Origin of the sequence: Aurantiacibacter zhengii, assembly GCF_003584125.1 — a bacterium.
GTDB classification, from domain to species: domain Bacteria; phylum Pseudomonadota; class Alphaproteobacteria; order Sphingomonadales; family Sphingomonadaceae; genus Alteraurantiacibacter; species Alteraurantiacibacter zhengii.
The window spans coordinates 404,432-429,658 of the sequence record NZ_QXFL01000004.1; the positions used below are offsets into that span (position 1 = coordinate 404,432).

Genomic DNA, 25,227 nt, shown 5'->3' on the forward strand with positions numbered 1-25,227 from the left:
CCCTTCACCGAGCATTTGCTCACGGCTGGCTAGCCACCGGATTTTGATTGATTTGCCGACCAGGCCGGCCATGGTACCTCAATGAAGTCAACGATCCACAGGATGCTCGGCAAGAGCGGTTACGAACTGCACCGCAAGGACCGGCTGGGTTACAATTCGGCCGAGCAGGCGCTGGCCGCAATCCCGCAGGTCCGTCATGCGACGATGATTGCCGACGCGGCGCTGATTTCGCTGTGGGACATGGTGCGCCATTGCGAGCAGACCGGCCTGCAAGGCGCCTACGTGGAATGCGGCGTCTGGAAGGGCGGAGCGGCAGGCATGATCGCGCTTGCCAACCAGGCCTATGCAAAGGAACAGCGCCCGTTGCATCTGTTCGATGTGTTCGACGATATTTGCGAGCCGGATCCGGCAGTCGATGGCGAGAAAGCTATCGCCGAAGTGGCTGAATTCACCCAGGCTTCGGGCGAACTGAAGCCGGTGAAAGGCATTTACGATCGCTTTGGCGGCGCTGGCAATGCAGACGAGGTTACCGGTCTGCTATCCCGGCTTGGCTATCACGAGGCGCGGCTGCATATCGGCTGGTTCCAGGACACGCTGCCGCAGAACGAAATCGAGAAAATCGCTATCCTGCGCCTCGACGGCGACTGGTACGCCTCCACCAAGATCTGCCTCGATCACCTGTACGACAAGGTTGTTCCCGGTGGGTTCGTGGTGATCGACGATTACGGAACCTACGAAGGGTGCCGCAAGGCGGTGGACGAGTTTCTCGCCACCCAACCCCGGCCCCCTTACATCAATGCCGTGAACCAGGACGTGCGATACCTGGTCAAGCCATGACCGCCTTGGCACCTTCAGCACAGGCCTTGGGGGCGGCCACGATGCCGCCCCGCTCATGCCTGCAATAGCGCCCTCGGCTAAGCCGGTCGGCGGGCGAATATGCCGAAGCCCGCAATGATCGCATAGCAGACGATCGGGATCACCATGGCCAGCGCCAGGTTGCCGCCGGTGGCATCGGCCACCACGCCATAAAGCAGCGGCACGACCGCGCCGCCGAAGATGGCGACGTTGATGATGCCCGAACCGTCAGCCGCCAGCGGCCCCAGCTTTTCGCATGCGAGCGAGAAGATGGTAGGGAACATGATCGAGTTCATGAGGCCCACGGCCAGCAACGAGTAGGCCGCCACTTCGCCGGTGGTCTGCGTCGAGATGAGGATGAGCAGGATCGCGCCGGCGGCGTTGAAGGCCAGGATCTTGCCGGGGCTGAACATGCGCAGCGCGGCCGAACCGATGAAGCGGCCCACCATCGCCCCGCCCCAATAGAGGCCGATCATCCAGCCGATCACGCTTTCAGGCTCACCCAGCACGCGTTCGGTGGAAAGGTAGTTGATGATGATCGAACCGATCGAAACCTCGGCACCGACATACAGGAAGATGCACAGCGCGCCGTAGCTGAAGCGCGAGCGCCGAAGCAGTTCGTTGTCGTACAGCCACAGCACGGGTGCCGCTAGGATGATCAGCACGCCCAGCCAACCGCTGACCTGCAAGGCGACGAAGACGCCGACGGCGGCGAGCGCCAGCCCGATCAGATAGCGGCCCGAGGAAACGAGCTCCCCCTCGCCCATGGACTTCGCATCGTGCGGCAGGCGGTTGCGGAACATCCACACGGCTGCTGCCACCACTGCGATCAGCGCGGCAACGCCGAGATAGCCTTGCCAGATCGCCTCGCTTTCCGCCGCGCGATAGGCTTGTAAGGCCGCGCCTTCCAGCTGGTCTGCTGAAACGTCAGCCAGGCTGCCAAGGATCACGGCTGCACCCACGATGGGGAAGACCGTGGTGCCCAGCGAGTTGAACGCCTGCGCAAAGGTCAGGCGACTATGCGAGGTGCTGGGCGGTCCGAGCAGGCTGATGAGCGGGTTCGCCACAACCTGCACGATCACCACGCCGCTGGCGAGAATGAACAGGGCGCCAAGGAAGATGGCATAGGTCGCAGTCTGGCTGGCGGGAATGAAGAGCAGGCAGCCCACGATCATCGTGCACAGGCCAGCCACCGCCCCGCGCATGTAACCGATGCGCTTCACCAGCTTCGCGCCGGGAATGCCGATCAGCAGGTAGGCCGCGAAAAAGCAGAACTGGATCAGCATCGCCTCCGTATAGGAAAGCGTGAACAGCTCGCGCAGCTTCGGGATCAGAACATCGTTCAGCGAGGTGATGCCGCCGAAGATGAAGAACAGGCCGAATACGAAATATTGCAGTCCGGGAGCGTTCACCGGCGCGGTATCGTCGGTGATCGGTTTCGGATCTGTGCTGCTGGAAACATCGGGCGCAAGGGCCATGTCATTCTCCCCAAGAGCGGCCTGCATTCTCTATGACAAGTCCGCTGAATATGGTGGCTTATGGTCTTTCGCGATAACCGCGGCAATCGCGAAAGACCGTGACGGAATACGAATTCAGAAGGAGCACCCGGTCCCTTCCGGCAGGTCGGTCCGCGCCACTTCTGCGATGCGGAACGAAATGTTTCCTTCAGTCGCGAAGGTGATGCTTTCTCCCAGCGTTCCGGCGCATTCCTCGGTAATCACCATTTCGCGCCATCCCTTTTCGACTGCGTGGGCGAAATGCGGCGTCAGGTCGACCGTGGTGCCACCCGTGGAGAGCGTGACCGGAGCAGACGGCCTGCCGAGCACTTCGTAGGTAATGCGGTAGGCACCGCCGCTGTCCTCGTCCTGCGACAGGGTAAGCTGCGAACCTGCGGCCATCGTGATCTGGCGCGAGTCTTCCTGCGCGTTGCGGTCAAACCCGCGCGCGGTCACACCGCCTTCGCTGCCCAACAGGTTCGGCAGGGCACCGGCTCCGACAGCGGCAGTTACGCCTTCGCCAAGACGACCCGAGCCGAACATCTCGCGCGAGGGGCCGACCATCAGGGCAGCGCAGTCTTCCGACAAGTCGCCCAGCGAGGTGGTTTCGGAAAGCGAGCGGCCATAGCCCAAGGGGAACAGCGCGCCATCCGCACTGTTCAGGGGCTCTCCCTCGCAGGTCGCAGGCCAGGTGAACGACAGCCGCCCGGTCGCCTCGCGAGCGCCGGTAAGGATGTCGGCAACGCCTGCCCCTTCGCTGCCGGGCAGCCACGATGCCACGAAGGCATCGGCGGCGTTGAGTTCCCGGTTCATCCACATGGGACGACCGGAAAGGAAAACCGCAACGGTGGGAATGTCCTGCGCCTGAAAGCTGCGCAGCAGTTCGAGGCCTTCCTCGTCGCGGAACACCAGATCGGGGCGGTCGCCTGCGAATTCGGCATAGGGCCGCTCGCCAAACACCACCACGGCAACGTCGGGCCGCTGCGTGAAGCTGCCATCCTCAGATAGCGTGGCGCTGCCGCCGCTCCCTTCGATGGCGCTTTCAAGCCCTTCCCAGATGGATGTGGCGTTGGGGAACAGGTCGCGTTCCAGTTCGCGACCGCCCTGCCAGGTCAACGTCCAGCCACCGGCAGCCTGGCCGATGTTGTCCGCCGCGGCGCCCGCTACCAGCACATTCGCGCCGGAAGCCAGCGGCAGGACGCCGTCGTTCTTGAGGATCACCTGCGAGCGGGCCACGGCTTCGCGCGCGATGGCGCGGTGTTCCGGCGATGCGAGCAGGTCGTACCGGCCGCCGACGCCGCGTTCCGACGGGCGCTGCGCAGCGTCGCCCAGCAGTCCGGCGCGGTACTTCACGCGCAGCACGCGGGTGACGGCCTCGTCCACGCGGGACATAGGGATGGTGCCGTCCTGAACCTGCGCGACCAATGTTTCCATCAGCGCTTTCCAGTCGTCGGGCACCATGTAGATGTCGAGACCGGCCAGCAGCGACTGGGCACAATCGGTAACCGTACAGCCGGCCACCTGGCCGTGGCCGTTCCAGTCACCCACGACCAGACCGTCGAAGCCCATCTGATCGCGCAGCACGCCGGTCAGCAGGTCTTCGTTGCCGTGCATCTTGCGGCCGTTGATGGAGTTGAAGCTGGCCATCACCGCTTCCACGCCCGCCTCTATGGTGGCGGGGTAGGGATAGGCATGGATTTCCATCAGTTCGGCAAGGTCGCCGGTCACTTCGCCCTGGTCGACGCCGTTGTCGGTGCCGCCGTCGCCGAAGAAGTGCTTGGCCGTTGCGATTACCCGGCCCGTGCCGAGGAAATCGGCATTGGCGGGATTGCCCTGCAACCCCTCTACAAGGGCTGCGCCGAGCGTGGCGACCAGTTCGGGATTTTCCGAATAGCTTTCGTATGTGCGACCCCAACGATCATCCTGCGCCACCGCGACGGTGGGCGAGAAGTTCCAGTCGATGCCGGTCACCTCGATCTCGACCGCGGTGGCCTGCCCGATGCGCCGCACCAGGTCTGCATCCCCCGCCGCGCCCAGCGCGATGTTGTGCGGGAAGATGGTGGCGCCCACCACATTGGTGTGGCCGTGCACCGCGTCGGTGCCCCACATGGTCGGGACGACAGGCTCGCCGCCGGGCAGCGGCTGCACCGAGGCATCGTACATCTCGTCGGCGTAGCGCAGCCATTCGCTGGCAGGCGCATATTCGTCGCCATAGGGGCCGCCATTGCCGCCATTGAGGTAGCTGCCGAAGCGATACCGCTGCATATCCTCGGGCGTGAAGGAGTTGATCTGCGGCTGGATCAGCTGGGCGATCTTGCGCTCCAGCGACATCCGCGAAACGAAATCCGCGACCACGGCTTCTTCCGTATCCGCAACCGGTGCCGAAGCGACCCCGGTATCCGTCGTATCGGCTGGCACGGTGGCACACGCCCCCAGTCCCAGCCCCATCGCCGCAATCGCGACGCCTGCACGCAATCCTATCCCGAAACGCATCGTTATCCTCTTATATTGGGAACGTTCACAATATTCCTACACGCATTGCCTGCTTTGGCAAGCGCCTAATCCGGGCGGGGCATGGTGAACAGCAGCAGCGATGCCAAGCCCACCAGCACGGCGAGCACGACGAACAATCCCGCGAACCCGAACACCGGCACCATCGCCAGCGTGAGACCCGGCATCACCAGCGAGGGCACGGTGTTGGTGAGGTTGAACAGCCCCAGGTCGCGCCCGCGATGCTGCGGGCGGGGCAATACGCGCAGGGTCTGGGCGGTGTGCAGCGCCAGGAAGATGGAAGAAGCAAGGCCGAACAGGCCATAGGCCAGCAGCGCCAGGCGCAGGTCGGGCGCGCTCGCCATCCCCAGCAGCGCAAGTCCGGTCACGCTGGCGCAGATGGCAAGCGGCAGGATCGGGCGGTTGGCACGGTCCGCCCAGCGGCCCACCACCAGCGTTGCCGGTACGGCCAGGAACAGCACCACCCCGAATACCAGCGCGGCATGGTTGTCGCCGATCGCACCGGAGATGCTGCGCAGCCAGATGTATAGATAGGCGAACAGCGCGGCCTCGGCGATCTGCACCAGCAGCCGGGCCAGCCACATGCGCACTACGATTCGGCGCGGACGGGGGTCCTCGGCCACTTCCTGCCGGGCAACAGGCTGCATCAGTTCGGGAAAGGGTCGCGGGCGCCCGAACAGCAGCACCGGCAGAACGCACAGCGCCACCAGCGCCGCCACCACGACCAGCCGCACATCGGCAGAGGCAAGGCCCGGCAGCGTCACAAGCGCGCCCGATGCCGCACCCAGCGCCGGGGCAAACGACAGGAATCCGCCCAGCGTGCCTTTCTGCCGGTCCGGCACGAAATCGCCTGCCATTGCCGCCAGCGGGGCCAGCATCATGTTGAGCGAAACCTGCCACGCCACCAGCAGCGCCATCAGCGCGGTCAGCCCCGTCGCCATCGGCATGGACACCAGCAGCGTACAGCTGAGCAGCAGCCCCGCCGCGATCCAGCCACCCCGGTTCTGCGTCCGGTCCGACAGCCAGCCGAAGCCAATGTTGGCGAGGCTAGCGGCGATCGCTCCGACAAAGGCGCAATAGGCCAGCCAGCTGACATGCGCGCCATCGGCCATGGCTTCGACGCGCACCGGCAAAAGGATGGTGAGGAAGGGGACATAGGCCATCGCCCCGCCCGCGACGGCAAGCGCATAGAGCAGCATGAAACGCAGGGGTTGCCGGTCGCCAGCGGCGTTTGCTGCGACCGGATCGATCACGGCAATTTCGGCGGTCCCGCGACCGATGCGCGCTCCACCAGACTGCCATCGACCACCACCGGCATGGGTGGCAGTTCCTCGCCCCGCTGCGCCTTGATCAGCAGCTCGACCGCGCGCGAAACGGTCTCCGCAACGGGCTGGTCTATCGCTGTGAGCGGCGGCTGGATGAAGCGCACGACAGGCGTGTTGTCGAAGCTGATGATCGACAGGTCGCCGGGCACCTTGAGCCCCAGTTCATGCGCCACCTTGTTGACGGCCATCGCCATCTGGTCGTTGCCAGCGATGATGGCCGTGGGACGACCTCGGCGCGAGAGCAGCCTGCGCGCTGCCGCATCGCCCGAGGCGAAGCTGAAATCGCCGCGCTCGCACAGGTTGTCGGTCGACAGACCGTGATCCTTCATCGCGGCCCGCCAGCCTTCCTGGCGCCACTCACTGATGACGTATTCATCCGATCCGGCGATGAAAGCGATCCGCTGGTGGCCTTTGCCGACCAGGTACTCGGTCGCCATGCGCGCCAGCCTGTCGTCGCCCATGGTGATCGCCAGCCCGCCGTTCAGGCGCGCGCCGATCTTCACAAAGGGTATCTTGTGCTTGTCGAGCAGGGCGGTGATCAGCTTGTTCTCGCCGTGCGGCGGGGTGAGGATCACGCCATCGGGCTGGAGCGAGGCAATGATGCTCTTTAGCTCGCGCTCCACATGGTCCGAATGGGTATCGAGCAGTTCGAAGATCAGGCGATAGCCGTACTCGGCGCATTTCAGCATCCCGCCCAGCAGCATCTGGTCGATCCAGTCGCTGCCCTCGCGCGCGCGCCAGTCCTCTATCGTGCGATCGCGGTCGTTGAGAGCGAGGATCAGATAGGATCGCGATCCACTCATCCGTTGCGCGGCGATGGAGGGGACGTAGCCAAGCTTGTCGATGGACGCCTGCACCCGCTTCTTCATCTCGGGGCGGACATTGGCTTCCTTGTTGATGACGCGGCTGACCGTCTGCAGCGACACGCCCGCATCGGCGGCTACATGCTTGATAGTTACGGATTGTCGGCGGCGTGCCATTTGTCGTCAGTTCCCGCTACAGCCTTGTCCGGTAGCGGCATCGGCATCGCATTTCCAGACACGCACCCAGTCTATCTCCATCCGCTTGGGGAAACCTTCGCTGGCAACCCCGCCCAACGCCCTATCTTCGGGCAAGCGGCCACCGATTGCGAGGTTCATGATGAGGTGGAACGGCCTGTCGAATGGGGCATTGGGATCGCTGGTGGCGGTGGTAAACCAGTCGCTTGCCTGTGCCGTGGCGAAGGCCTGGCCGTCGAACGTCCATGTGAATCGGCCCTGTTCCCAGATCACCCCGTAGGTATGGAATTCATCGTCCAGCACCTGCGGCATCGAAACCTCTGTGCTGTGATACTTGTTGTCCGGCCACTGGCCGCCGAAATGCAGCGTGCCGAGGATTGAGTTCTCGCCGCCCGGCTCGCAGGTCCCGCATTCGACGCCGAGGTTCACGGCTTCGAGGATGTCGATCTCACCCGATGCCGCCCACGAGCCATAGGCGCTGTCTTCGGGCAGCATCCAGAAGGCCGGCCACACGCCCTGCCCCTGCGGAAGGCGCGCACGCATTTCGAACCGGCCATAGGTCCAGCTGGCAATCCCTTGCGTGGTGAGCTTGCCGGAGGTGAAGGGCTTGGTCGCCCGTTCGCTGGTGTCGACACCCGCCGGGCCGAAACTGGCGGGCCACGCGGGTCCGGTAAAATCTTCCTCGCGCGCGGTAATTACCAGCAGGCCGTTCTCGATGCCGATGTTTTCGGGCCGCGCGGTGTAGCACTGGCGCTCTTCGTTGCCGCCACCCCAGCAATCCTCCAGCGCGTTCCATCGCGCCGTATCCAGCGTCGCTGCGTCGAATTCGTCCGACCATGCCGGTTGCCAGCTGCCCTGCTGCACCGCAGGAGGCGCCGGCGGTGGGGGCGGAAGTGCGGTGGATGTGCTCTCCGACCCGCACGCCGACAAGGCAGCGATGGCGAGGGTGCACGCGGCGATGGCGCGCATGGGATAGGCGGTTGGGTGCATCGGCTTTTCCTTGCTCTAAGTCTCTACGGCTACAGCTTGCCCACCCGCCGCGAGAGGTAGAAAAAATGGGCCCCTGCGCAAGAGCACGCAGGAGCCCATCTGGTCATCTCATCCGGAGGAGCTCCGACTTCAGAAGTCGAAACGGACGAGGAAGGTAAAGCGGCGGTCGTTACGGAAGGCAGAGCGGGTAACCCGCGTGCCGTCGTAATCGATCACCTGGGAGGTCTGGGTTACTTCATCGAGCAGGTTCACGCCCTGCACACCGATCTTGATGGAGTCGGTGAGCTCGTAGAAGATCGACGCATCCAGTTGGCCCGTGGCTTCCTGCCAGATCGGCGAGAACGGGAAGATGTCGTCGCGCGGCGTGATCAGGAACTCGGACCGCCAGTTGTACGCCGTGCGCAGGGCCAGCGGCCCACGCTCGTAGAACAGCGTGGCGTTGAGGGTGTGCTCCGAGATACCCTGCAGCGGCTGGCCACCCACGAACGGGCTGCCGTTCAGCGGCGCGCCTGCGCCTGCCACCGAAGGCGAACCGATGCCGGAAATCAGCGGGTTCGGGAAGTCGTCACCGTTCACATAGGTGTAGGTCAACTGGCTTCCCAGGCCGCCGAGCAGGCCCGGCAGGAAGTCGTAGGTCTGCTGGTGGGCGATTTCGACGCCGTAGAGCGTGCCGCTGATATCGTTGGCCGGACCTTCGATGATCACGTCCTGCGAAATGCCGCTGGGCGAGGTGTAGTTCACCACGCCGGTACCGCGGCTGACGATCCCGGTGATGTCCTTCACGAAACCGGCAACGGTCAGCGAGCCCACGTCGTCGAAGTACCATTCGGCGGAGAGGTCGTAGTTCCACGATTCCACCGGCAGCAGGTTACGGTTGCCGGTCGAGATGCTGAGCAGCGGACCCGATTCAACGCGGCCGCTGAAGCCCAGCACGCCGCCGGCGTTGAAGAGCTGCAGGTCGGGACGCGAGATACCCTTCGATACCGCCGCACGGATCACCCAGCCCGTGCCGCTATCCAGCCGCACGTTAAACGAAGGCAGCCAGTGATCGAAAGTGATGTCACGGTCGTCGGGAATGGCTTCACCGGTGAACAGCGAGGCGAATTCCGCCAGGCGCGCGCCGGTCAGATTACAATAGAGACGCTCCTGACCCGCCGGGACCGGGGTCTGACACAGGGCCTGGATCTCTTCCACCTGCACCACGCCATCGCCGTTGCCGCCGATCGAGGGATCGTCGAACTGGTTGGCCTGCGGGAAGCCGACCAGCGCATCGGAGCTGACCTTTGTCTCGACGTAGCGAACGCCGATGTTGCCGCCCAGCGACCAGCCGCCGTCGAAATCGTGGCCGAAATCGAGGCGGGCGTAGGCTGCCTTGGTCACTTCGGCGACGCTGGAGATTTCCGGCGGGCAGAAGGGATCGCAGGCGATGATTTCGCCGCTGACGGGGTTGGTGTACTGACGATCCGCCACGCCCAGGTTAAACCGCTCCGGCGACTGCGAGAAGGTGGCGATCTCGTCCCACTGCTCCTGCACGTCACCCGTGAGGTAATCGGCGAGGAAATCGTCGCCGCCGTAAAAATATGCTTGTCCATTGGGGATAGGCGTTGCCGCCTCACCGCGCTGGAAGCCATTGCCAAACGGGTCACGCAGGTTGGAGTATTCCGGGAACTCGTCCGTGTAGGCGCCGCCCGCGATGGCGAATTCCTGATCGGGCAGTCCGGTATAGAAACGGCCCGGGGTAAAACCCGGCGCGCCCCAGTCGTACACGAGCGTGCCCGGAGCGCCCGGCTGGCAGCCCGGTCCGCCACCACCCGGACCGCAACCGCCACGGCCAGTCCACGGTGCGGACAGGTTGCCCCAGGTGCTGAAGTTGGTGTTGCGCGTGGTGCGCTCGCGGTCGGCCCAGCGTGCACCAAATGCGGCCTTGCGGAAGAACCCGTCGCTGACGTCATATTCGACATCGCCGGCCAGAGTGTACATCTCGCCATCGTTCTTCTCACGGCTGTCGAGGCCGAACCAGTAGTAGGTGTAGAAGCCGCTGGAGAAATAATCGTCCGGCGAGCCCACCGGCGCGAGGAACTGGACGTTCGGGGTTTCGCCGGTGAGGTCAAGGTCGATATCGGCCCAAGTGCTCAATGCGCCAAACACGGAATCACGCGAAAGATCGGACTGGACGACCTGGCCTTCGAAATTGAAGCGCAGGCGATCGGTCGCCTCGATGAACACGTCGATGGAGTAGTCTTCAGTTACCGTTTCGGTGTCACGCAGGAAGCGCAGCGAATCCACGGGGATGCCACCTCGGCCGAACGGCGTGGCATACGGATCGCCGACGTTGTCGGTGAGAATTCCGGTCTGGAAAAGGCCGTTCTCGTCGTAGGTAAAGCTTGTGCCGGGACGTGCCTCAGGCGAGGCGATGCCGTCGTCCATACGACCGAGAAGGGCATATTCTTCAGTGAAGAACTTTGCTTCGGACCGCAGGTATTCGGCAGTCACCAGGAAGCGGCCATCGACGCTTTCGTACTGGGCGACCCCCGAAATGGCCTCGCGGTCACGGTCCAGATCGGTGGTGCGCACCCCGGCGTACTGCGGGATGATAACCGAGCCTGCGGGCGGGAAGTTGCTCTCGTCGTAGTTCTGCACGTCGCCGAAACCGCCCGAGTTCACGTCGAACACGCGCAGGCAGCCGCCCGACAGATCGGGATTACGGTAGCACGGGTCGGCGACCTGCGAGGCGTCGGTACGGCTCTTCAGTTCGGAATGGGAATAGGACAGCTGCAGGCCGAAAGTGCCGATGGCAGTGTCGAACGTGTTCGAACCCAGGATGTTGAAGGTCGGGGACCATTCCTCGCGAAGGTCACCGTAGTTCGCCTCGATCGAGCCGGCCAGGTTCAAGCCCGGATTGTCGAGCGGCTTGCGCGTCACGAGGTTCACGAGACCCGCGATCTGGCCTTCGATCATGTCGGCGGTGGTGTTCTTGTAGACTTCGACGCGGCCAACCAGCTCGGGCGAAACGTCCTCGAAACTGAGGCTGCGGCCACCAGTGGCGGAGAAGATGTCACGACCGTTCAGTTCGGAACGGACATAGGGCAGGCCGCGGATGATGACGCCGGTTCCCTCGACCGAGAAACGGTCGGGGTCGGAGGTCTTCTCGAAACGACCGATGTTGACGCCGGGAACGCGCTGCAGCGCTTCGGTAACGGAGCGGTCGGGAAGCGCGCCGACATCTTCGGCGGTGATCACGTCGACAACGGTGTCGGCGTTTTCCTTGAAATCCTGCGCAGTCTGCAAAGAGGCGCGGAAGCCGCTGACGACGATAACGTTGTCGGGATCGGGCACTGCTTCGCCCGCTTCCTGCTCCATCTCCTGTTCAACGGTGTCCTGCGCAAGGGCAGCATTGCTGGCCAGCATGCACAAGGCGAGACCGGATACACCGGCCAGCGCGCGGGCGCGGCGACCGAAGGCTACATTTCCACTATCGATTCGAGCTGACACTGACTGCTCTCCCCTCTGATTCACCGCTGTTTTCGCGGCGATATCGCACAAAGTCCAAGGCGCCGGACTGGCGCTGCACCATTGGCATACCAAGATTGTGAGCGTTCACAATAGCAAAAAATGAACGTTCCCATTTGTCGACCCGTGGTGTAACATTTTTGCATTACTCCCTTCTCGGCCCAAGGCATCACGGCCTTTTGGACGGGTTTTGCGAAGGCGGGGGAACAGCGCTAGAGCGGGCGCAACGGGATTGGCGAGAGAGCTATGGCGATAGAGAAGATTGTGATTGTCGGCGGCGGCACCGCCGGTTGGATGGCCGCTGCGCCGCTATCGCGCATGTTACAAGGCGACAGGGAACTGTCGGTCACGCTGGTCGAATCCGAAGCCATCGGCACAGTCGGCGTGGGCGAGGCGACGATCCCGCCGTTCCGCGACTTCAATCAGGCGCTGGAAATCAGCGACCGCGAGATGCTCAGCAACGTGCAGGGCACCTTCAAGCTGGGCATCCAGTTCGAGAACTGGGGCGCGAAGGACGACAGGTACATCCATCCCTTCGGCAATTACGGCTACACCATCGGCGGCCTCTCCTTCCACCAGGTGTGGCACCATATGAAGAAGCTGGGCGACAACCGCCCGATCCAGGCGTTCAACGTGGAAACCATGGCCGCCTATTTCGGGCGCTTCATGCGTTCGGAAGACACCCAGCGCGACGACCTGCCGCCGGTCAACTACGCCTTTCATCTCGATGCCGGGCAGTATGCGAAATTCCTGCGCCGCTATGCCGAGGCACGCGGCGTGGTGCGCAAGGAGGGAAAGGTCTGCGACGTCTCGCTCGACGGGGAGAGCGGCGACGTTACCTCCATCACTCTGGAAGACGGCTCGGTGATCGAGGGCGACCTGTTCATCGACTGCTCCGGTTTTCGCGGCCTGCTGATCGAGCAGACGCTGGAAACAGGTTACGAGGACTGGACCCACTGGCTGCCGTGCAACCGCGCCGTCGCCCTGCCCTGCAACCGCGATGACGGTTCGCCGCCGCCGCCCTTCACCCGTGCCATCGCGCACGACGCGGGCTGGCAGTGGCAGGTGCCGCTGCAGCACCGCAACGGCAACGGCCACGTCTATTGCGATGCCTTCATGTCTGCCGACGAGGCGACCGACATCCTCGTGAACAACCTTGCCGGCAAACCCACCGCAGACCCCAACCACCTGCGTTTCGTCACCGGCAGGCGCAAGAAGTTCTGGAACAGGAACGTGGTGGCGCTGGGCCTCTCGGCGGGCTTCATGGAGCCGCTGGAGTCCACCTCAATCCACCTGATAAACACCGGCATCAACAAGCTGATCGCCATGCTCAGCCTGGACGGGATCACCGAGGCGACGCGCAACACCTTCAACCGGCTGACCGGCAAGGAATACGCCCGCATCCGCGACTTCCTGATCCTGCACTACAACGCCACCAAACGTGACGACACCGAGTTCTGGAACTACTGCCGCACGATGAGCGTGCCGGACAGCCTGAGCGAGAAGGTGGAGCTGTTCCGGACCAGCGGCCAGATCTTCCGTGAGGAGGACGAGCTGTTCACGGAGACCAGCTGGGCCGCGGTGATGATGGGCCAGGGCATTCCGATGCAGGGCAACATCGCCATGACGAACACGCTGGAACGCGGCAAGACGAAGAGCGAACTGGACGAGATCGAGAAATCGATCCGCTACTTCGTCCAGCACATGCCCCCGCACGCGGAATATATCGCCAAATACTGCCCCGCACCGCCAATATCGTAACTGCTGCGAAATAGCCGCGCCGATGTCATAGATCGGTCATGCAGCCTTGGCAGTTACCGGTCCGACATTCACCGGGCCGGGGCATATGGACCGCATCAGCATACTGACTACCAGCCAAGAGGCATCGCGCTTTGCGGAATTCGCGCACGGCGAGGCGACGTTCGTCTTCCGCCTGCTGCAGCCCGATGGGCCGCCCGCGCTGGTTGACGGGCGGGCCTGGGTTTTTGTCGACTGGGTGATGGATACGCTTTCCGGCCTCGAGATGGTTCGCCGCCTGCGGGCCGATCCGCGCACGCAGGACGCGCACGTCACGATGGTGCTGGAAGAAGACGATGCCGAGGATCGTCGCCGCGCCCTGAAAGCCGGCGCCGACGATTATGCCGTGGGCCCGCTGGACCGGCAGGCAATGTTAGACCGGGTGCTGGCCCTGTTCGCGCTGCGCCATTCTGCCAGCAAGCTGCAACTGCTCGAAATCGGCGATCTGCAGATCAACGTGGCGGGCGAGCAGGCGCGCTGGCGCGATGCCCAGATCGCCCTTCGCCCCAACGAATTTCGCGTGCTGCGGTTCATGGCGGAAAATCCCAACCGCGTGCTGACCCGGCAGGAACTGATTGAGGCGCTGGGCAAGGAGGGAGACCCCGATTACCTCCGCACGGTCGACGTGTGGATCAAGCGCCTTCGCCAGGGGCTGCGCAATGCCGGTGCGGATCACCTGCTGCGCACCGTGCACGGGCGCGGTTACGTGCTCGACCTTATCTGATCAGCCACTTTTCCGGACAGCGATCATAAAAAACGGCCCCTCGCGCTGGACGAGAGGCCGTTTCTCGGTCGGTTCGCCTGCGGGCTAGAAAGTCAGCGAAACCGAAGCTGCCAGGGTCGTTCCGCGATCGTAGGTGTTGATCTCCGCGCGGTTCACGCCGTCGGTCTGGAATTCCTCGTTCCGGCGATTGAAGATGTTGCGGGCTTCCAGCTTCACTTCCATGTCGTTGCCCATCAGGTCGAAACCCTGCCGCGCCACGAGGTCCACCGTCAGGCCGGGATCTTCCACGATATCGGGCAGGCCCGATGTACCGCGGCTGGTCACGCGCTGGCTTGCATAGTTCATCAGCACGGTGAACTGCTGCAAGCTCTCGGTATCCTCGAAACTCATCTGGAAGTTGACCAGATGATCGGACTGACCGGTCAGCGGAACGCCATCCACAAACAGGTTGCTGGCCGCCGTGTCGCCGCCGGGGAACAGGCGGGTGATGTCACCCTGCTGCACCGAGATTTCCGAGTTGGTGTAGGTGTAGTTCGCCAGCAGCAGCAACTGCTTTGTCTCGAAGAAGCCACCCAGGTTGTAGAGATCGAAGGTGTACTGCGTATCGGCCTCGACACCCCACAGCGTGGCGCTGGGCGCGTTGGCGAAGCTGGTGAGCTGGGCATTGTCGGAGAAGCTCGAGAAGGCCTCGATCGGGTTCTCGATATCCTTGTAAAAACCTGCCACCGAAACCTTGTCGCCGCCGCCGAAATAATATTCGCCGCGCACTTCGAAGTTGGTGAGACGGCTGTCCACCAGGAAGGGGTTGCCGTTGAACTGGCGGTTGGTTTCCGGATCGTAATAGGTCTGGAAGATCAACTCGCGGAACTGCGGGCGGGCCAGCGTCTTGGAGGCGTTGGCGCGCAGTTGCAGGTTCTCGATCGGCTCCACGGTCACGGTGGCCGCAGGCAGCCAGTAAGTGTTGTTGAGCGCCGTGGAACTCGCCGAGTTGAGCGGGGTGGTGAACACCTCCACCGGGTCAACCGTCTGCTCGGCATCCTCGTAACGGACGCCGACATCGAGCATCACGCCCAGCACCGGCTCCCAGTTCACCTTGCCATAGCCTGCATGCACCGTGAGTGCAGAGGTAAAGGCCGGGTCCGACTGGGTGGATTCGATCAGTCCGATATCGAAGAAGTCGATGATCGCATCGCCCAGCAACAGGTCCGGACGCAGCGAGCCCACGCCATCGGGGAAGCTGGTGGGCGCGTTGAACAGGAACTCGCGCCGTTCGGAGAAACGCTCGGTGTCGCTGTAGGCATAGCCCACGGTCAGCGCGAAGCTGTCGAACACCGGATAGCTGAGATCGACGCCGCCCGCCCACAGTTCTTCCTGCAGGTCGGAAAAGACCACGGAAGCATCGCCGGTCTGGCGGTCCAGCACGTTGATGAACTGGTCGCTCAGCGGGCCGTTGGCGTTGTCGCGTACATAGGTGAAGGTATATTCATACGGCGCCTCGCGGTCGGTGCGGGCATAGCCGCCGCGCAGGTCTACGCCGAGATCGCCAAATTCCAGTTCCGCCACCAGCTGCGTGTCGATCAGCTGGCGTTCGAACCATGCAGTCTGTTGCTGGACGATGGAATCGTCGTCCTGGAAATCCTCGCCAGTGGAAAGGCGGGCCAGCTTGGAGGTGTCGCGGATGAACAGGTTGGTCCAGCGGAACTGGTGGTCGCCCACTTCGAGGCCGAAGCCCAGCAGCGCGTTCACCAGCACGGAGTTGTCGGTCACCACGTCGCGGAAATCGCTGTCGAGTGTGAAGTCGGCGAGGATCGACTGCGAGGTGATATCGCGCGTGCGCCACTTGTTGCTGACAGATGCGGTCGCGACGATACCCAGCAGGCCGTCGCCAAACACGTCGAGCGAGGTACCGGCCGTGATCCCGGCGGACCAGTTGGGCTGCACGTCGCCGATCTGCTGCACCAGGATCAGGTTGGGGTTGCCCAGCTGCTTGGCGATATCAAGTTGCGTGAAAGGCGCGTCGTTGACGTTCTGCTCCGGGTCGAGCGGCACGTCGCTCATCCGGATGCCGCTGTCGAAGAAGGTCTGCAACGCGGGCGGCACGTCGCGGGTGCCATCGTCGAAGCCGAACCAGTCATAGTCGGAGCCGTAGTAGGAGAGGCCACGCTGGTAGGTGGTCTCGGTGTTGCCGCTGATCCCCGCGCTGATTTCGAGGAAGCTTTCCTCGGGCACGGCGCGGGTCGTGAGGTTGATCACGCCACCGCCGAATTCACCGGGGAAGTTGGCCGAATAGGTCTTCTGCACCAGACTGGAGGCGACCACATTGGTGGGGAAGATATCCAGCGGCACCACGCGGCTCAGCGGCTGCGGCGAAGGCAGCGGCAGGCCGTTCAGCAGCGCCAGCGAGTAGCGGTCGCCAAGACCGCGCACGTAGACGAAGCCCTGACCCTGTACCGACAGACCGGTAACGCGGCCCAGCGCGCCAGCGATGTCGCCTTCGCCGGTGCGCGCGATCTGCTCCGTCGAGAGCACGTTGACCACCTGCGTGGAATTGCGTTCCGGGTTACGGTTGATGCGCCCGGTCACGATGATCGACCCGCCCGGGATCGACACGTCGGTGTCCTGGAAATCATCCTCCTGCCCGTCAGGATCCTGGTCCAGAAGCTCGTCGCGCTCCACGTCTTCCTGCGTGGGCGACAGAGCGCTGCCGCCTGAATCCTGAGCAAAAGCCGCGCCCGGGAAAGAGAGCGCGGTGGTGAGCAAGAGCAGCCCCGCCAGCCGCTTGCCAGTGGTCATTATCGTGACTCCCCTTTGAGTCGAAAATTGAAATAGAGGCAGGAAGGGGAAGCGCGCCCGGCGTGGCCGGACATGCTCCCCCTTCCCAATAGCATCACAGGACCGGAATTTCGGTGCACTGGCCGGTGTTGTTGCCGAAGCTGACTGCTGCCGAATCGCAGGTCCAGCCCTGGGTCCAGTCGTCGCTCGGAGATACGGCACCGATGAAATCGACGGTTTCGAAGAAGCTGGACAGCGCGACGATATCGAAGATCGGCGTGTAGTTCTCTTCGCTGTTACCGTTCAGGTAGCCGTTCACGATAGTGTGCGTGTAGTCCTTGTTGTTACCCGTGCCTGCATCGAAGATGGCTTCGGCCTGGGTGGCACTGGCGCCGCCGTTGCTGCCGTTGCGGAAGTTGGTGGTGCAATCCAGCGCCACCGAGTTGAACCGCACGGTGCCCACATCGTCGAGGCCGGCATTGGCGGCGCGGATGGTTTCCTCGTCGTCGATGCGGATGCACGGGGTGGAAGTCGAAGCGTCGAAGATCACGCCGTTGTAAAGGCCGTAGTCGGCACCGCCACGGATACGCACCACCTGGTCACCGGCACGGCGCTGGATGAAGGTGAAGTTGCTGATCGTGGTGTTCTGGCGCGGGGTCTGGTCTTCCAGGCCATTGCTCGAGTCGGCTTCGATGATCGTGTCACCGATGCCCTGGCGCTGGGCGGCGATGACGAACTGCATGTTCGCCTTCACGCCGGTGTCGGTATCGAGCGAGTCGTCTTCCGCCCCCGCCACGATCAGGTTCTTGATGTTCACGATGCCGCCGAAGAACTCGACGCCGTCATCCGAGGAATTGACCGACTGGATATGGCTGAGCTCGGTGCCCGAGCCGATGCCGCCAGTGGTGAGCGACTGCAATTCGTTGTCGCCCGAGAGCACGAAGCCCGAATAGCGGATCTGCACGTAGCTCATCGAACCCGAGCTGTCGTTCGGGGTCGCGCCGCCGAAGAAGCTGGGAGCCGCAGCACCTTCGACCTGGCGTTCGCAATCCACCGAACCCGGCGCTGCCGCCGGTTCGAAGCAATCCGTTACCGGAGCGCGGCCGGAAAGGACGACGCCGCCCCACTGGCCCGACGAGTTGGCGTTGTTGAGGCCGACCACGTTATCACGGCTGGTGAAGATGATCGGACGGTCGGCGGTGCCGTTGGCATCGATCGAATTGCCGCGGGTCACATTCAGGAAAGAGGATCCGGAAGCGTAGATGATGACGCCGGGCTCGATGGTCAGCTCGACATCGGTGTCGGATGCCCCGTCGCTGGCGTCGGGAGCCGGGCCGCCGTCGGTGCCCACGTTGACCTGGCCGGGCAGACGATAGAGCAAGCCGTCGATCTGGCGCAGCGTCGACGAAACGTCGAAACGCTCCGGCGTGGCGCAGACGCGCCATTCGTCGCCGGCGCTGTTGGAAATCGTGCCTTCGTCGGTCAGGCCCTGCGGGTCGCTGATCGTCGGACAGCCCGCGGCCGGGGTGATCCGCGGGGCGGATGTCGGCGTGGGCGAAGGGGTAGGTGTCGCAGGCGGGTTGTTGATGATGACATTGCCACCGGTGCCGGGCGAAGCAATCTCCTCGGCGCCGCAGGCGGACAGGGCCAGCGCGGAGCAACCAAGGATCAAAGAGCGAGAAAGAATAGTCACAGCGTACGGTCCCCTCAAAAAACCGAGAATCGAAAAAAGAGCGAATGCGATGTCGCGAGAGGACGGCTAGGCCTGCCAAGTGACACTTTGGCGACCGTGTTACGGTTTCGTGTTACGGTTTGTCATAATCGCCGCAAAATGTTGTTTCTCAACGGCAAAAATCTTTCCACAAAGCCTGTTATTGCAGTTTTGTGACAATGTGACGCTTTTGTTGCAGTTCACGGATGATGGTCGCACAATGATCCTCAAGAGATTGGGAGAACCATCATGTTTGCATCCGCCACCCTCGCCTTCCTGCTGATTGCCCAGGCAGGCCCGTCCGCCGCGACCACCCAGCCCGACATCGAAACCCGCGATGTCGCGTACGAGACCATCGCTTCCGGCGAAGCGCGCGAGGCCATCGTCCGCCTGGAAGAAGCGCGTGCCGAGAACCCCGGCGATCCGGCCCTGCTTATCAACCTAGGCGCTGCCTACGCCGCCGTGGGTGATTATCAGCTTGCCGAGCAGGCCTATCGCGATGCCATCGCGAGCGACGACCGTTACGAACTGGAACTGGCCAGTGGGGAGTGGATCGATTCGCGTCACGCTGCTCGCCTCGCCCTGCTGTCCCTGGAAACCGCAGCCGATTAATCGGCGCGACAGACCCTGTAATATAGTGCTGAACCGGCAATGATGCCGGGCCAGCATTAAAAAAGGCCCGGAAGGCAATGGCTTTCCGGGCTTTTTCTATGGCACTATAAGCACCCGCGCACCGGCCGCACTGTCATGCCGTTGTCATTTGTTGTAAGCATTGGGCGGCTCTGGAGGCTCCGAATGATTCTGCGTACCTGCACATCCACGCTCGCGCTGGCGGCTTCCGCGCTGTGCGCCCTGCCCGCGCAGGCAGATGTGCTGGAAATCTCGCCCGAGGGAGAGGTTGCATGGATCGCCGGACCGCTGGTCAATGCGCCAGCCAGCGTGGACATGAATGCCACCACTTCGGCCATGCCGCTGGCGGAGGTTCCGCTGGAAGCGACGTCCCTCGTTCCCGACAGCGCGGTTGCCAACGCGCTGGAACATTCCGCCGCCGTACCGGAAGCCTACGCCGCGCACATCGCGCGTCTGGCGGAACGTTTCGATCTTTCTCCCGCCCTGCTGGAAGCGGTGGTGTGGCAGGAGAGCCGCTGGCGCGCCGATGCAGTATCGCCGGCGGGCGCACGCGGCCTTGCCCAACTCATGCCGGGTACCGCGCGCGACCTGGGCGTCGATCCCGACAATCCGCTCGCCAACCTGGAGGGCGGCGCACGCTACCTGCGTGAGCAGCTCGACCGGTTCGATGGCGACCTTGAAAAGGCTCTTGCCGCCTACAACGCCGGCCCCGGACGCGTGATCCGTTCAGGGGGTATTCCGCGTATTCGTGAAACACAGGTCTATGTATCCTCGATCATGGGCCGCCTTGCCGACCATTCCCGGAGTTCCGACTGACAATGCACGCTTTCTACCGCCTCGCCGCTGCTATCGCGGTGCTTCTCGCGCCATCTGCCGCCTATGCGCAGGATCCCGCCGGGTCCGGTCCGATCAACAACGCGCTCGGCTGGATGCAGAACACCCTGCTGGGCAGCGTGGCGACGGCCGTTGCCGTGATGGCCGTGGCAGCCGTGGGCTTCATGATGCTGACGGGCCGGATGAACTGGCGTTTCGGCGCTACCGTGATCCTGGGCTGCTTCATCATCTTCGGTGCCGCCTCCATCGTGGCCGGCATTCAGGGCGCGGCAGGGTAAGGGAGCGCGAACGATGCAGCTTGTCCGCCACCCCGTTCATCGCGCGCTTACGCGGCCGCAGATGTTTGCGGGCGTGACGTTCAACTACTTCATCATCAACGCGCTGGTGACGACAGAGGCTTTCCTGATTCTGAAAAGCCTGTGGATCCTGCCGATCCCCATCATCATGCACGTGATCGGCTATTTCGCCTGCCTTCGCGAACCGCGCATTTTCGACCTGTGGCTGACGAAAGTCAGCAAGTGTCCGCGGGTCCGCAATTACAGCCGCTGGGGCTGCAACAGTTACGCCGCCTAGATCGCGGCTCCCGAACCGCCGCCCGGTAGCGGGCGGCATGGAGTGAGACCATGAAGACCAAGGGGCTCAAGTGGCCCAAATTCCGAATGGGCGCCGCAGCGTGGAGCGCGAAGGAAGCGCAGGCCGGCGAACGCCTGCCCTATGCGCGGCTGGTCGATGAAAACGTCGTGCAGTTGCGCGACGGCTCGCTGATGGCTGCCATGCAGGTGCCCGGCCTGCTGTTCGAGACAGAAGATACCGATGCGCTGAACGCCCACGCGCAAACGCGCGAGGTGATGCTGCGCTCCAACCTCGATGCGCGCTTCGTGCTTTACCACCACGTCATCCGCCGCCGGGTAAGCGTGGAACTCGACGCCGCTTTCGAGGATCCGCTGTCTGCCCATATCGATGCTCGGTGGCGCGAAAAGCTGTCGAGCGGATCGCTGTTCGTGAACGACCAGTTCATCTCGCTGGTGCGCCGCCCGGCACGGGGCAAGGCGGGCCTGGCAGAGAAGGCGGGCAAGATCTTCAAGCGCCGTAACGAGGAAGAGCCGGTCGATCCCAAGGACCTGCGATCCTTGCGCGGCGCATTGCAGGCGCTGTCCGCCAGCCTGGGCGACTACGGCGCGCAGCCGCTTGGCGACTACGTCGGCCCGTCTGGCAATACCAACAACGAAGTGCTGGAATTGCTCTCCGCCCTCTACAACGGCGAGATGCGCCCGGTGCGCCGCCCCGACATCGATACAGACATCGGTCGCATGCTGCCCTACCGCCGTGCCAGTTTCGGCCTGGACGCAATGGAACTGCGGGGCAGTGGCGGGGCGGACTTCGCCTCGATCCTGAGCCTGAAGGACTATCCCGACGCCACCAGCCCGGGGCTGCTCGATGGTATCCTGCGCCTTCCCTGCGAAATGGTGGTGACCGAGAGCTTCGCGCCCGAAGAACGGCAGACCGCGCGCGAGAAGATCGACCTCGCCATCCGCCGCCTGAAAAGCGCGGACGAGGAAGCGCAGAGCGAGCGCGCCGAGATGATGGCCGCGCGTGACGAACTTGGCGCAGGCTCCGTGGCCTTTGGCGACCACCACCTCACCGTGCTGGTGCGCGAACGCAACCTGGAACGGCTGGACGATGCGACCGCATCCGTTGCCGCCAGCCTGGCCGATACCGGCGCAATCGCTGTGCGCGAGGATACCAATCTGGAGCCCGCCTTCTGGGGCCAGTTCCCCGGTAACGAGCAGTACCTCGTGCGCCGTGCGATGATCTCCACTGCCAACATGGCGAGCTTCGGCAGCTTGCACGGTTTCGCCTTGGGCCAGGCCGATGGTAACCACTGGGGCGAAGCGGTGACGCTTCTGCAGACCACCAGCTCCACCCCGTTCTTCTTCAACTTCCACAATGGCGATCTGGGCAACTTCTCGGTCATCGGGCCTTCGGGTTCGGGCAAGACCGTGGTCATGAATTTCCTCGCCGCACAGGCGCAGAAGTTCAATCCGCGCACCATCCTGTTCGACAAGGATCGCGGCGCGGAGCTGTTCATTCGCGGTATCGGCGGCAGCTACGACCGCATTCGTTCAGGTGAGCCGACCGGCTTCAACCCGCTCGCCTTGCCCGATACGCCTGCCAATCGCGGCTTTCTGCGCGACTGGCTTTCGGTGCTGCTGAAGGCAGAAGGGCCTGAAGAAAGCGCCACCATCGCCTCCGCCGTCGATGCGGCCTATTCCAACGATCCCTCGCTGCGCCGCCTTCGCTATTTCAAGGAACTGGTCTCGGGCGCGCGCCGCCCGCAGCCGGGCGACCTCGCAGATCGCCTGTCCGCATGGATCGAGGATGGCGAGAACGGCTGGCTGTTCGACAATGCCGACGACAAGCTCGATCTCTCCACCCGCGTCATGGGCTTCGACATGACCGCGCTGCTGGAAAATCCCAAGCTGCGCACGCCGGTCATGATGTACCTGTTCCACCGCATCGACGAACGGCTGGACGGCCACCCCACGATGGTGTTGATCGACGAGGGCTGGAAAGCGCTGGACGACGAGGTGTTCGCTGCCCGCATCCGCGACTGGCTGAAGACGCTGCGTAAACGCAATGCTCTTGTCGGATTTGCGACACAGTCCGCCCGCGACGCGCTGGATAGCCGCATTTCCACCGCATTGGTGGAGCAGACGGCCACCATGGTTTTCATGCCCAACGCCCGCGCCCGCGCAGAGGATTACTGCGAAGGTTTTGGCCTGACCGAGCACGAGCTTGCGCTGATCCGGTCGCTGCCCGCGCACAGCCGCTGTTTCCTTGTCCGCCAGCCCGACGCAAGCGTCGTGGTCCGCCTAGACCTGTCGGGCGCGCCCGAAGTGCTGACGATCCTTTCCGGCCGCGAAAGCAGCGTCCGCCGCCTCGACCTGCTGCGAGAAGCCGTGGGTGACGATCCCGCGCAGTGGTATCCTGCTCTCACCAACCGGCCCTGGCCTGGTTCGGGCCAGAAGCAGGATGATGACGACAGCTTCAGCTGGCAAGCCGCGGAATGAGCGTTACCAGCACACCGACCGGCGCAGGCGTCGAATGCATGCGCGCCATGGAGGGCGTGGGCGCGGGTATCGGCGCCAGCTTGCGCGGCGTGGATTGCGCCGCCAGCGAGATGGCGCAGGCCGCCTTCAACCGCCTGTTCAGCGCGGAAGGCAGCTTCGGCCCGACCCTCACCATCCTGCTGACGCTGTGGATCGCTTTCCTCGGCTTCGGCCTGATTACCGGGCGTACGCGGCTGGGTCTATCGTCCCTTACGCCCCGCATGGTCACGCTGGTGCTGGTGATTACCTTTGCCACCAGCTGGGTCGCGTTCCAGAGCGTGTTCTGGAACCTGGCCGTCGGCGCGCCCGACCAGATCGCTACTGTGCTGATGGGTACGGACGGTTCGGCCACCACCATTTTCGCGGACAAGCTGGACGTGGTCATGCTCTCCCTGATGGAAGCATCGGGCGGCGATGCCATGGCCAACGACACCTCGATCTTCTCCCCGCCGGGCCTGCTCTGGTCGGGCGGCACCATGTTGCTGCTGGGCACCGTGGGCGTTCTGGCCACCTGCAAGATCGCGCTCGCCATCCTGATGGGTCTCGGCCCCATTTTCATCGTCATGGCCCTGTTCGATGGCACGCGGGGCCTGTTCGTGGGCTGGCTGAAAGGCATCACCCTGATGGCCCTCGCCCCGCTGTTCGCGGTGCTGGGCGGTTCGCTGATGCTGGAACTGGCAATCCCTGTCCTGGCCAGCCTGATGGCGACCCCCGGCGAGATCGACGTGCGCCCCGCCATGGCCTTCTTCATGATCGGCGCGGTGCACCTGGCGCTGATGTTCATGGTGCTGAAGGTCACCACCACGATGGTAAGCGGGTGGAGCGCCTTCGGCCTTTCGCGCAGCGCCGGCGTGGACGAGCAGGGCGGTTACAACACCGCCCGTGCCGCATCCGCACCGCCGGTCGCCCCCGCCGTTACCACTACCACCGCGCGCGACCGTGCCGCGCAGTCCGCACCGCCCGCCACACGCGATATCCGCGTGACGGCCGGCACTCCCGCTGCCGCGAACGACACCGGGGGCTCCACCACCTTGCGCGAGACGAAGATCGTGCAGGCAGGCGGCGGCGCCGACCAGGGGCGCAGCGGCAGTTCCTCCCCATCTCGTGCTCGCGGCATCGGCAGCCGTTTCAAGAGCGCGCCCATCCGTTCCTCGGAGAAAATGTAATGTTTCGTGAAAGCATCGCCGCGATGCTGCTGGCATCCGCCCTTTTGGCCGCTCCCGCCGCTGCGCAGGACCCGCGCCTCGTCGAGCGTCTCTACGACCCGACGCAGGTCGTGCGGATCGAGGGGAAGGTGAACGTCCAGTCGACCATACAGTTCGGCGAAGGCGAAGTGATCGAGAACGTCGCGATCGGCGACAGCCAATCCTGGCAGGTTACGCCAAACCGGCGCGCCAACCTCTTGTTCGTGAAGCCGCTGGCTCCGCGCGCAAGCACCAACATGACCGTGGTGACCAACCGCCACACATACCTGTTCGATCTGGTTTCCAACCCTGGCATCCGCACGCCTCTGTATGTGCTGACATTCAGCTATCCTATTGAGGTGGAGCCGGTGGAGGAGGAGACGCAGGTCGCCTCAGCCAATCCGGGCGTGCAGCCCAACGCGATGGAAATGGCTGCGGCGAACGATGACTATGCCGTGCTCGACCCCACGCGGCTGAATTTCGAATGGGCCACCAGCGGCGACCGCGCCCTGCTGCCGGAGCGCATTTATGACGATGGGACCGCCACGTTCCTCGCCTGGCCAAACGGCACGCCGATGCCTGCCATATTGGTGAAAGATCACGAGGGTACGGAAGGTCCGGTAAATTTCGCCGTGCGCGGCGATACCATCGTGTTGGACGTGGTGCCGAGCGAGATCATCCTGCGGTCTGGCGACAACGCCGCCATGCTCGTGAATGAAGGACCGGTCGGTGCGGCGAATGCCGACGGCACGGCCCAGGAACAGGGTGCCTGAGCGGCAC

General features: G+C 63.7%; 18 protein-coding genes. 10 read left to right on the top strand and 8 right to left on the bottom strand.

Going from position 1 to position 25,227, the window contains the following annotated elements; genetic code table 11:
- Positions 1-81: 81 nt before the first annotated feature.
- Entirely contained in the window at positions 82-837 is a 756-nt protein-coding gene (locus D2V07_RS11370) for a TylF/MycF/NovP-related O-methyltransferase (protein ID WP_119587089.1), read from the top strand.
- A gap of 77 nt (positions 838-914) precedes the next feature.
- On the opposite strand, the gene D2V07_RS11375 is transcribed toward D2V07_RS11370, so the two are convergent.
- From D2V07_RS11375 to D2V07_RS11400, 6 genes are all read right to left on the bottom strand, one after another.
- Positions 915-2,333 (bottom strand): sugar MFS transporter, encoded by a 1,419-nt coding sequence (locus D2V07_RS11375; protein ID WP_119587090.1) that lies wholly within the window; start codon positions 2,331-2,333, stop codon positions 915-917.
- Positions 2,334-2,447: 114 nt separating this feature from the next.
- Complete coding sequence (locus D2V07_RS11380) at positions 2,448-4,844, bottom strand: glycoside hydrolase family 3 protein (protein WP_119587091.1); 2,397 nt, start codon at positions 4,842-4,844, stop codon at positions 2,448-2,450.
- Positions 4,845-4,909: 65 nt separating this feature from the next.
- Positions 4,910-6,115: an MFS transporter gene (locus D2V07_RS11385; RefSeq protein ID WP_233548362.1), complete on the bottom strand. Its 1,206-nt coding sequence runs from the start codon at positions 6,113-6,115 to the stop codon at positions 4,910-4,912.
- Positions 6,112-7,167 (bottom strand): LacI family DNA-binding transcriptional regulator, encoded by a 1,056-nt coding sequence (locus D2V07_RS11390; protein WP_119587092.1) that lies wholly within the window; start codon positions 7,165-7,167, stop codon positions 6,112-6,114. The genes D2V07_RS11385 and D2V07_RS11390 overlap by 4 nt, the downstream gene beginning before the upstream one ends.
- 6 nt (positions 7,168-7,173) lie before the next feature.
- Positions 7,174-8,175: a glycoside hydrolase family 16 protein gene (locus D2V07_RS11395; RefSeq protein ID WP_233548363.1), complete on the bottom strand. Its 1,002-nt coding sequence runs from the start codon at positions 8,173-8,175 to the stop codon at positions 7,174-7,176.
- A gap of 129 nt (positions 8,176-8,304) precedes the next feature.
- A complete protein-coding gene (locus D2V07_RS11400) occupies positions 8,305-11,667 on the bottom strand; it encodes a TonB-dependent receptor (protein ID WP_233548364.1) in 3,363 nt (1,120 codons plus the stop codon).
- 264 nt (positions 11,668-11,931) lie between these two features.
- On the opposite strand from D2V07_RS11400, the gene D2V07_RS11405 reads away from it, so the two are divergent.
- The gene (locus tag D2V07_RS11405; RefSeq protein ID WP_119587095.1) at positions 11,932-13,446 is read left to right on the top strand and encodes a tryptophan halogenase family protein; all 1,515 of its coding nucleotides are present in this window, start codon (positions 11,932-11,934) and stop codon (positions 13,444-13,446) included.
- A gap of 85 nt (positions 13,447-13,531) precedes the next feature.
- Complete coding sequence (locus D2V07_RS11410) at positions 13,532-14,206, top strand: response regulator transcription factor (RefSeq protein WP_119587096.1); 675 nt, start codon at positions 13,532-13,534, stop codon at positions 14,204-14,206.
- Between the two features lie 84 nt (positions 14,207-14,290).
- On the opposite strand, the gene D2V07_RS11415 is transcribed toward D2V07_RS11410, so the two are convergent.
- Entirely contained in the window at positions 14,291-16,999 is a 2,709-nt protein-coding gene (locus D2V07_RS11415) for a TonB-dependent receptor domain-containing protein (RefSeq protein WP_119587097.1), read from the bottom strand.
- A gap of 94 nt (positions 17,000-17,093) precedes the next feature.
- Entirely contained in the window at positions 17,094-18,671 is a 1,578-nt protein-coding gene (locus D2V07_RS11420) for a hypothetical protein (RefSeq protein ID WP_119587098.1), read from the bottom strand.
- A 267-nt stretch (positions 18,672-18,938) separates the two neighbouring features.
- Between D2V07_RS11420 and D2V07_RS11425 the strand changes: the two genes are divergently transcribed.
- The 7 genes from D2V07_RS11425 to D2V07_RS11455 all read left to right on the top strand — a co-directional run bounded on the left by D2V07_RS11425 (position 18,939) and on the right by D2V07_RS11455 (position 25,220).
- Positions 18,939-19,301: a tetratricopeptide repeat protein gene (locus tag D2V07_RS11425; RefSeq protein WP_119587099.1), complete on the top strand. Its 363-nt coding sequence runs from the start codon at positions 18,939-18,941 to the stop codon at positions 19,299-19,301.
- A gap of 183 nt (positions 19,302-19,484) precedes the next feature.
- Positions 19,485-20,135: a lytic transglycosylase domain-containing protein gene (locus tag D2V07_RS11430; protein ID WP_119587100.1), complete on the top strand. Its 651-nt coding sequence runs from the start codon at positions 19,485-19,487 to the stop codon at positions 20,133-20,135.
- A 2-nt stretch (positions 20,136-20,137) separates the two neighbouring features.
- Positions 20,138-20,431 carry a TrbC/VirB2 family protein gene (locus tag D2V07_RS11435; protein WP_119587101.1) on the top strand — a complete coding sequence of 98 codons (294 nt, stop codon included), beginning with the start codon at positions 20,138-20,140 and terminating at the stop codon, positions 20,429-20,431.
- A gap of 13 nt (positions 20,432-20,444) precedes the next feature.
- On the top strand, positions 20,445-20,726 hold the full coding sequence (locus tag D2V07_RS11440) for a type IV secretion system protein VirB3 (protein ID WP_119587102.1): 282 nt from the start codon (positions 20,445-20,447) through the stop codon (positions 20,724-20,726).
- A gap of 86 nt (positions 20,727-20,812) precedes the next feature.
- Complete coding sequence (locus D2V07_RS11445; protein ID WP_119587103.1) at positions 20,813-23,224, top strand: VirB4 family type IV secretion/conjugal transfer ATPase; 2,412 nt, start codon at positions 20,813-20,815, stop codon at positions 23,222-23,224.
- The gene (locus D2V07_RS11450) at positions 23,221-24,429 is read left to right on the top strand and encodes a type IV secretion system protein (protein ID WP_233548365.1); all 1,209 of its coding nucleotides are present in this window, start codon (positions 23,221-23,223) and stop codon (positions 24,427-24,429) included. Before D2V07_RS11445 ends, D2V07_RS11450 begins: the two co-directional genes overlap by 4 nt.
- Positions 24,429-25,220, top strand: a complete 792-nt coding sequence (locus tag D2V07_RS11455) for a TrbG/VirB9 family P-type conjugative transfer protein (RefSeq protein ID WP_119587104.1) — start codon at positions 24,429-24,431, stop codon at positions 25,218-25,220. The genes D2V07_RS11450 and D2V07_RS11455 overlap by 1 nt, the downstream gene beginning before the upstream one ends.
- Positions 25,221-25,227 lie beyond the last annotated feature (7 nt).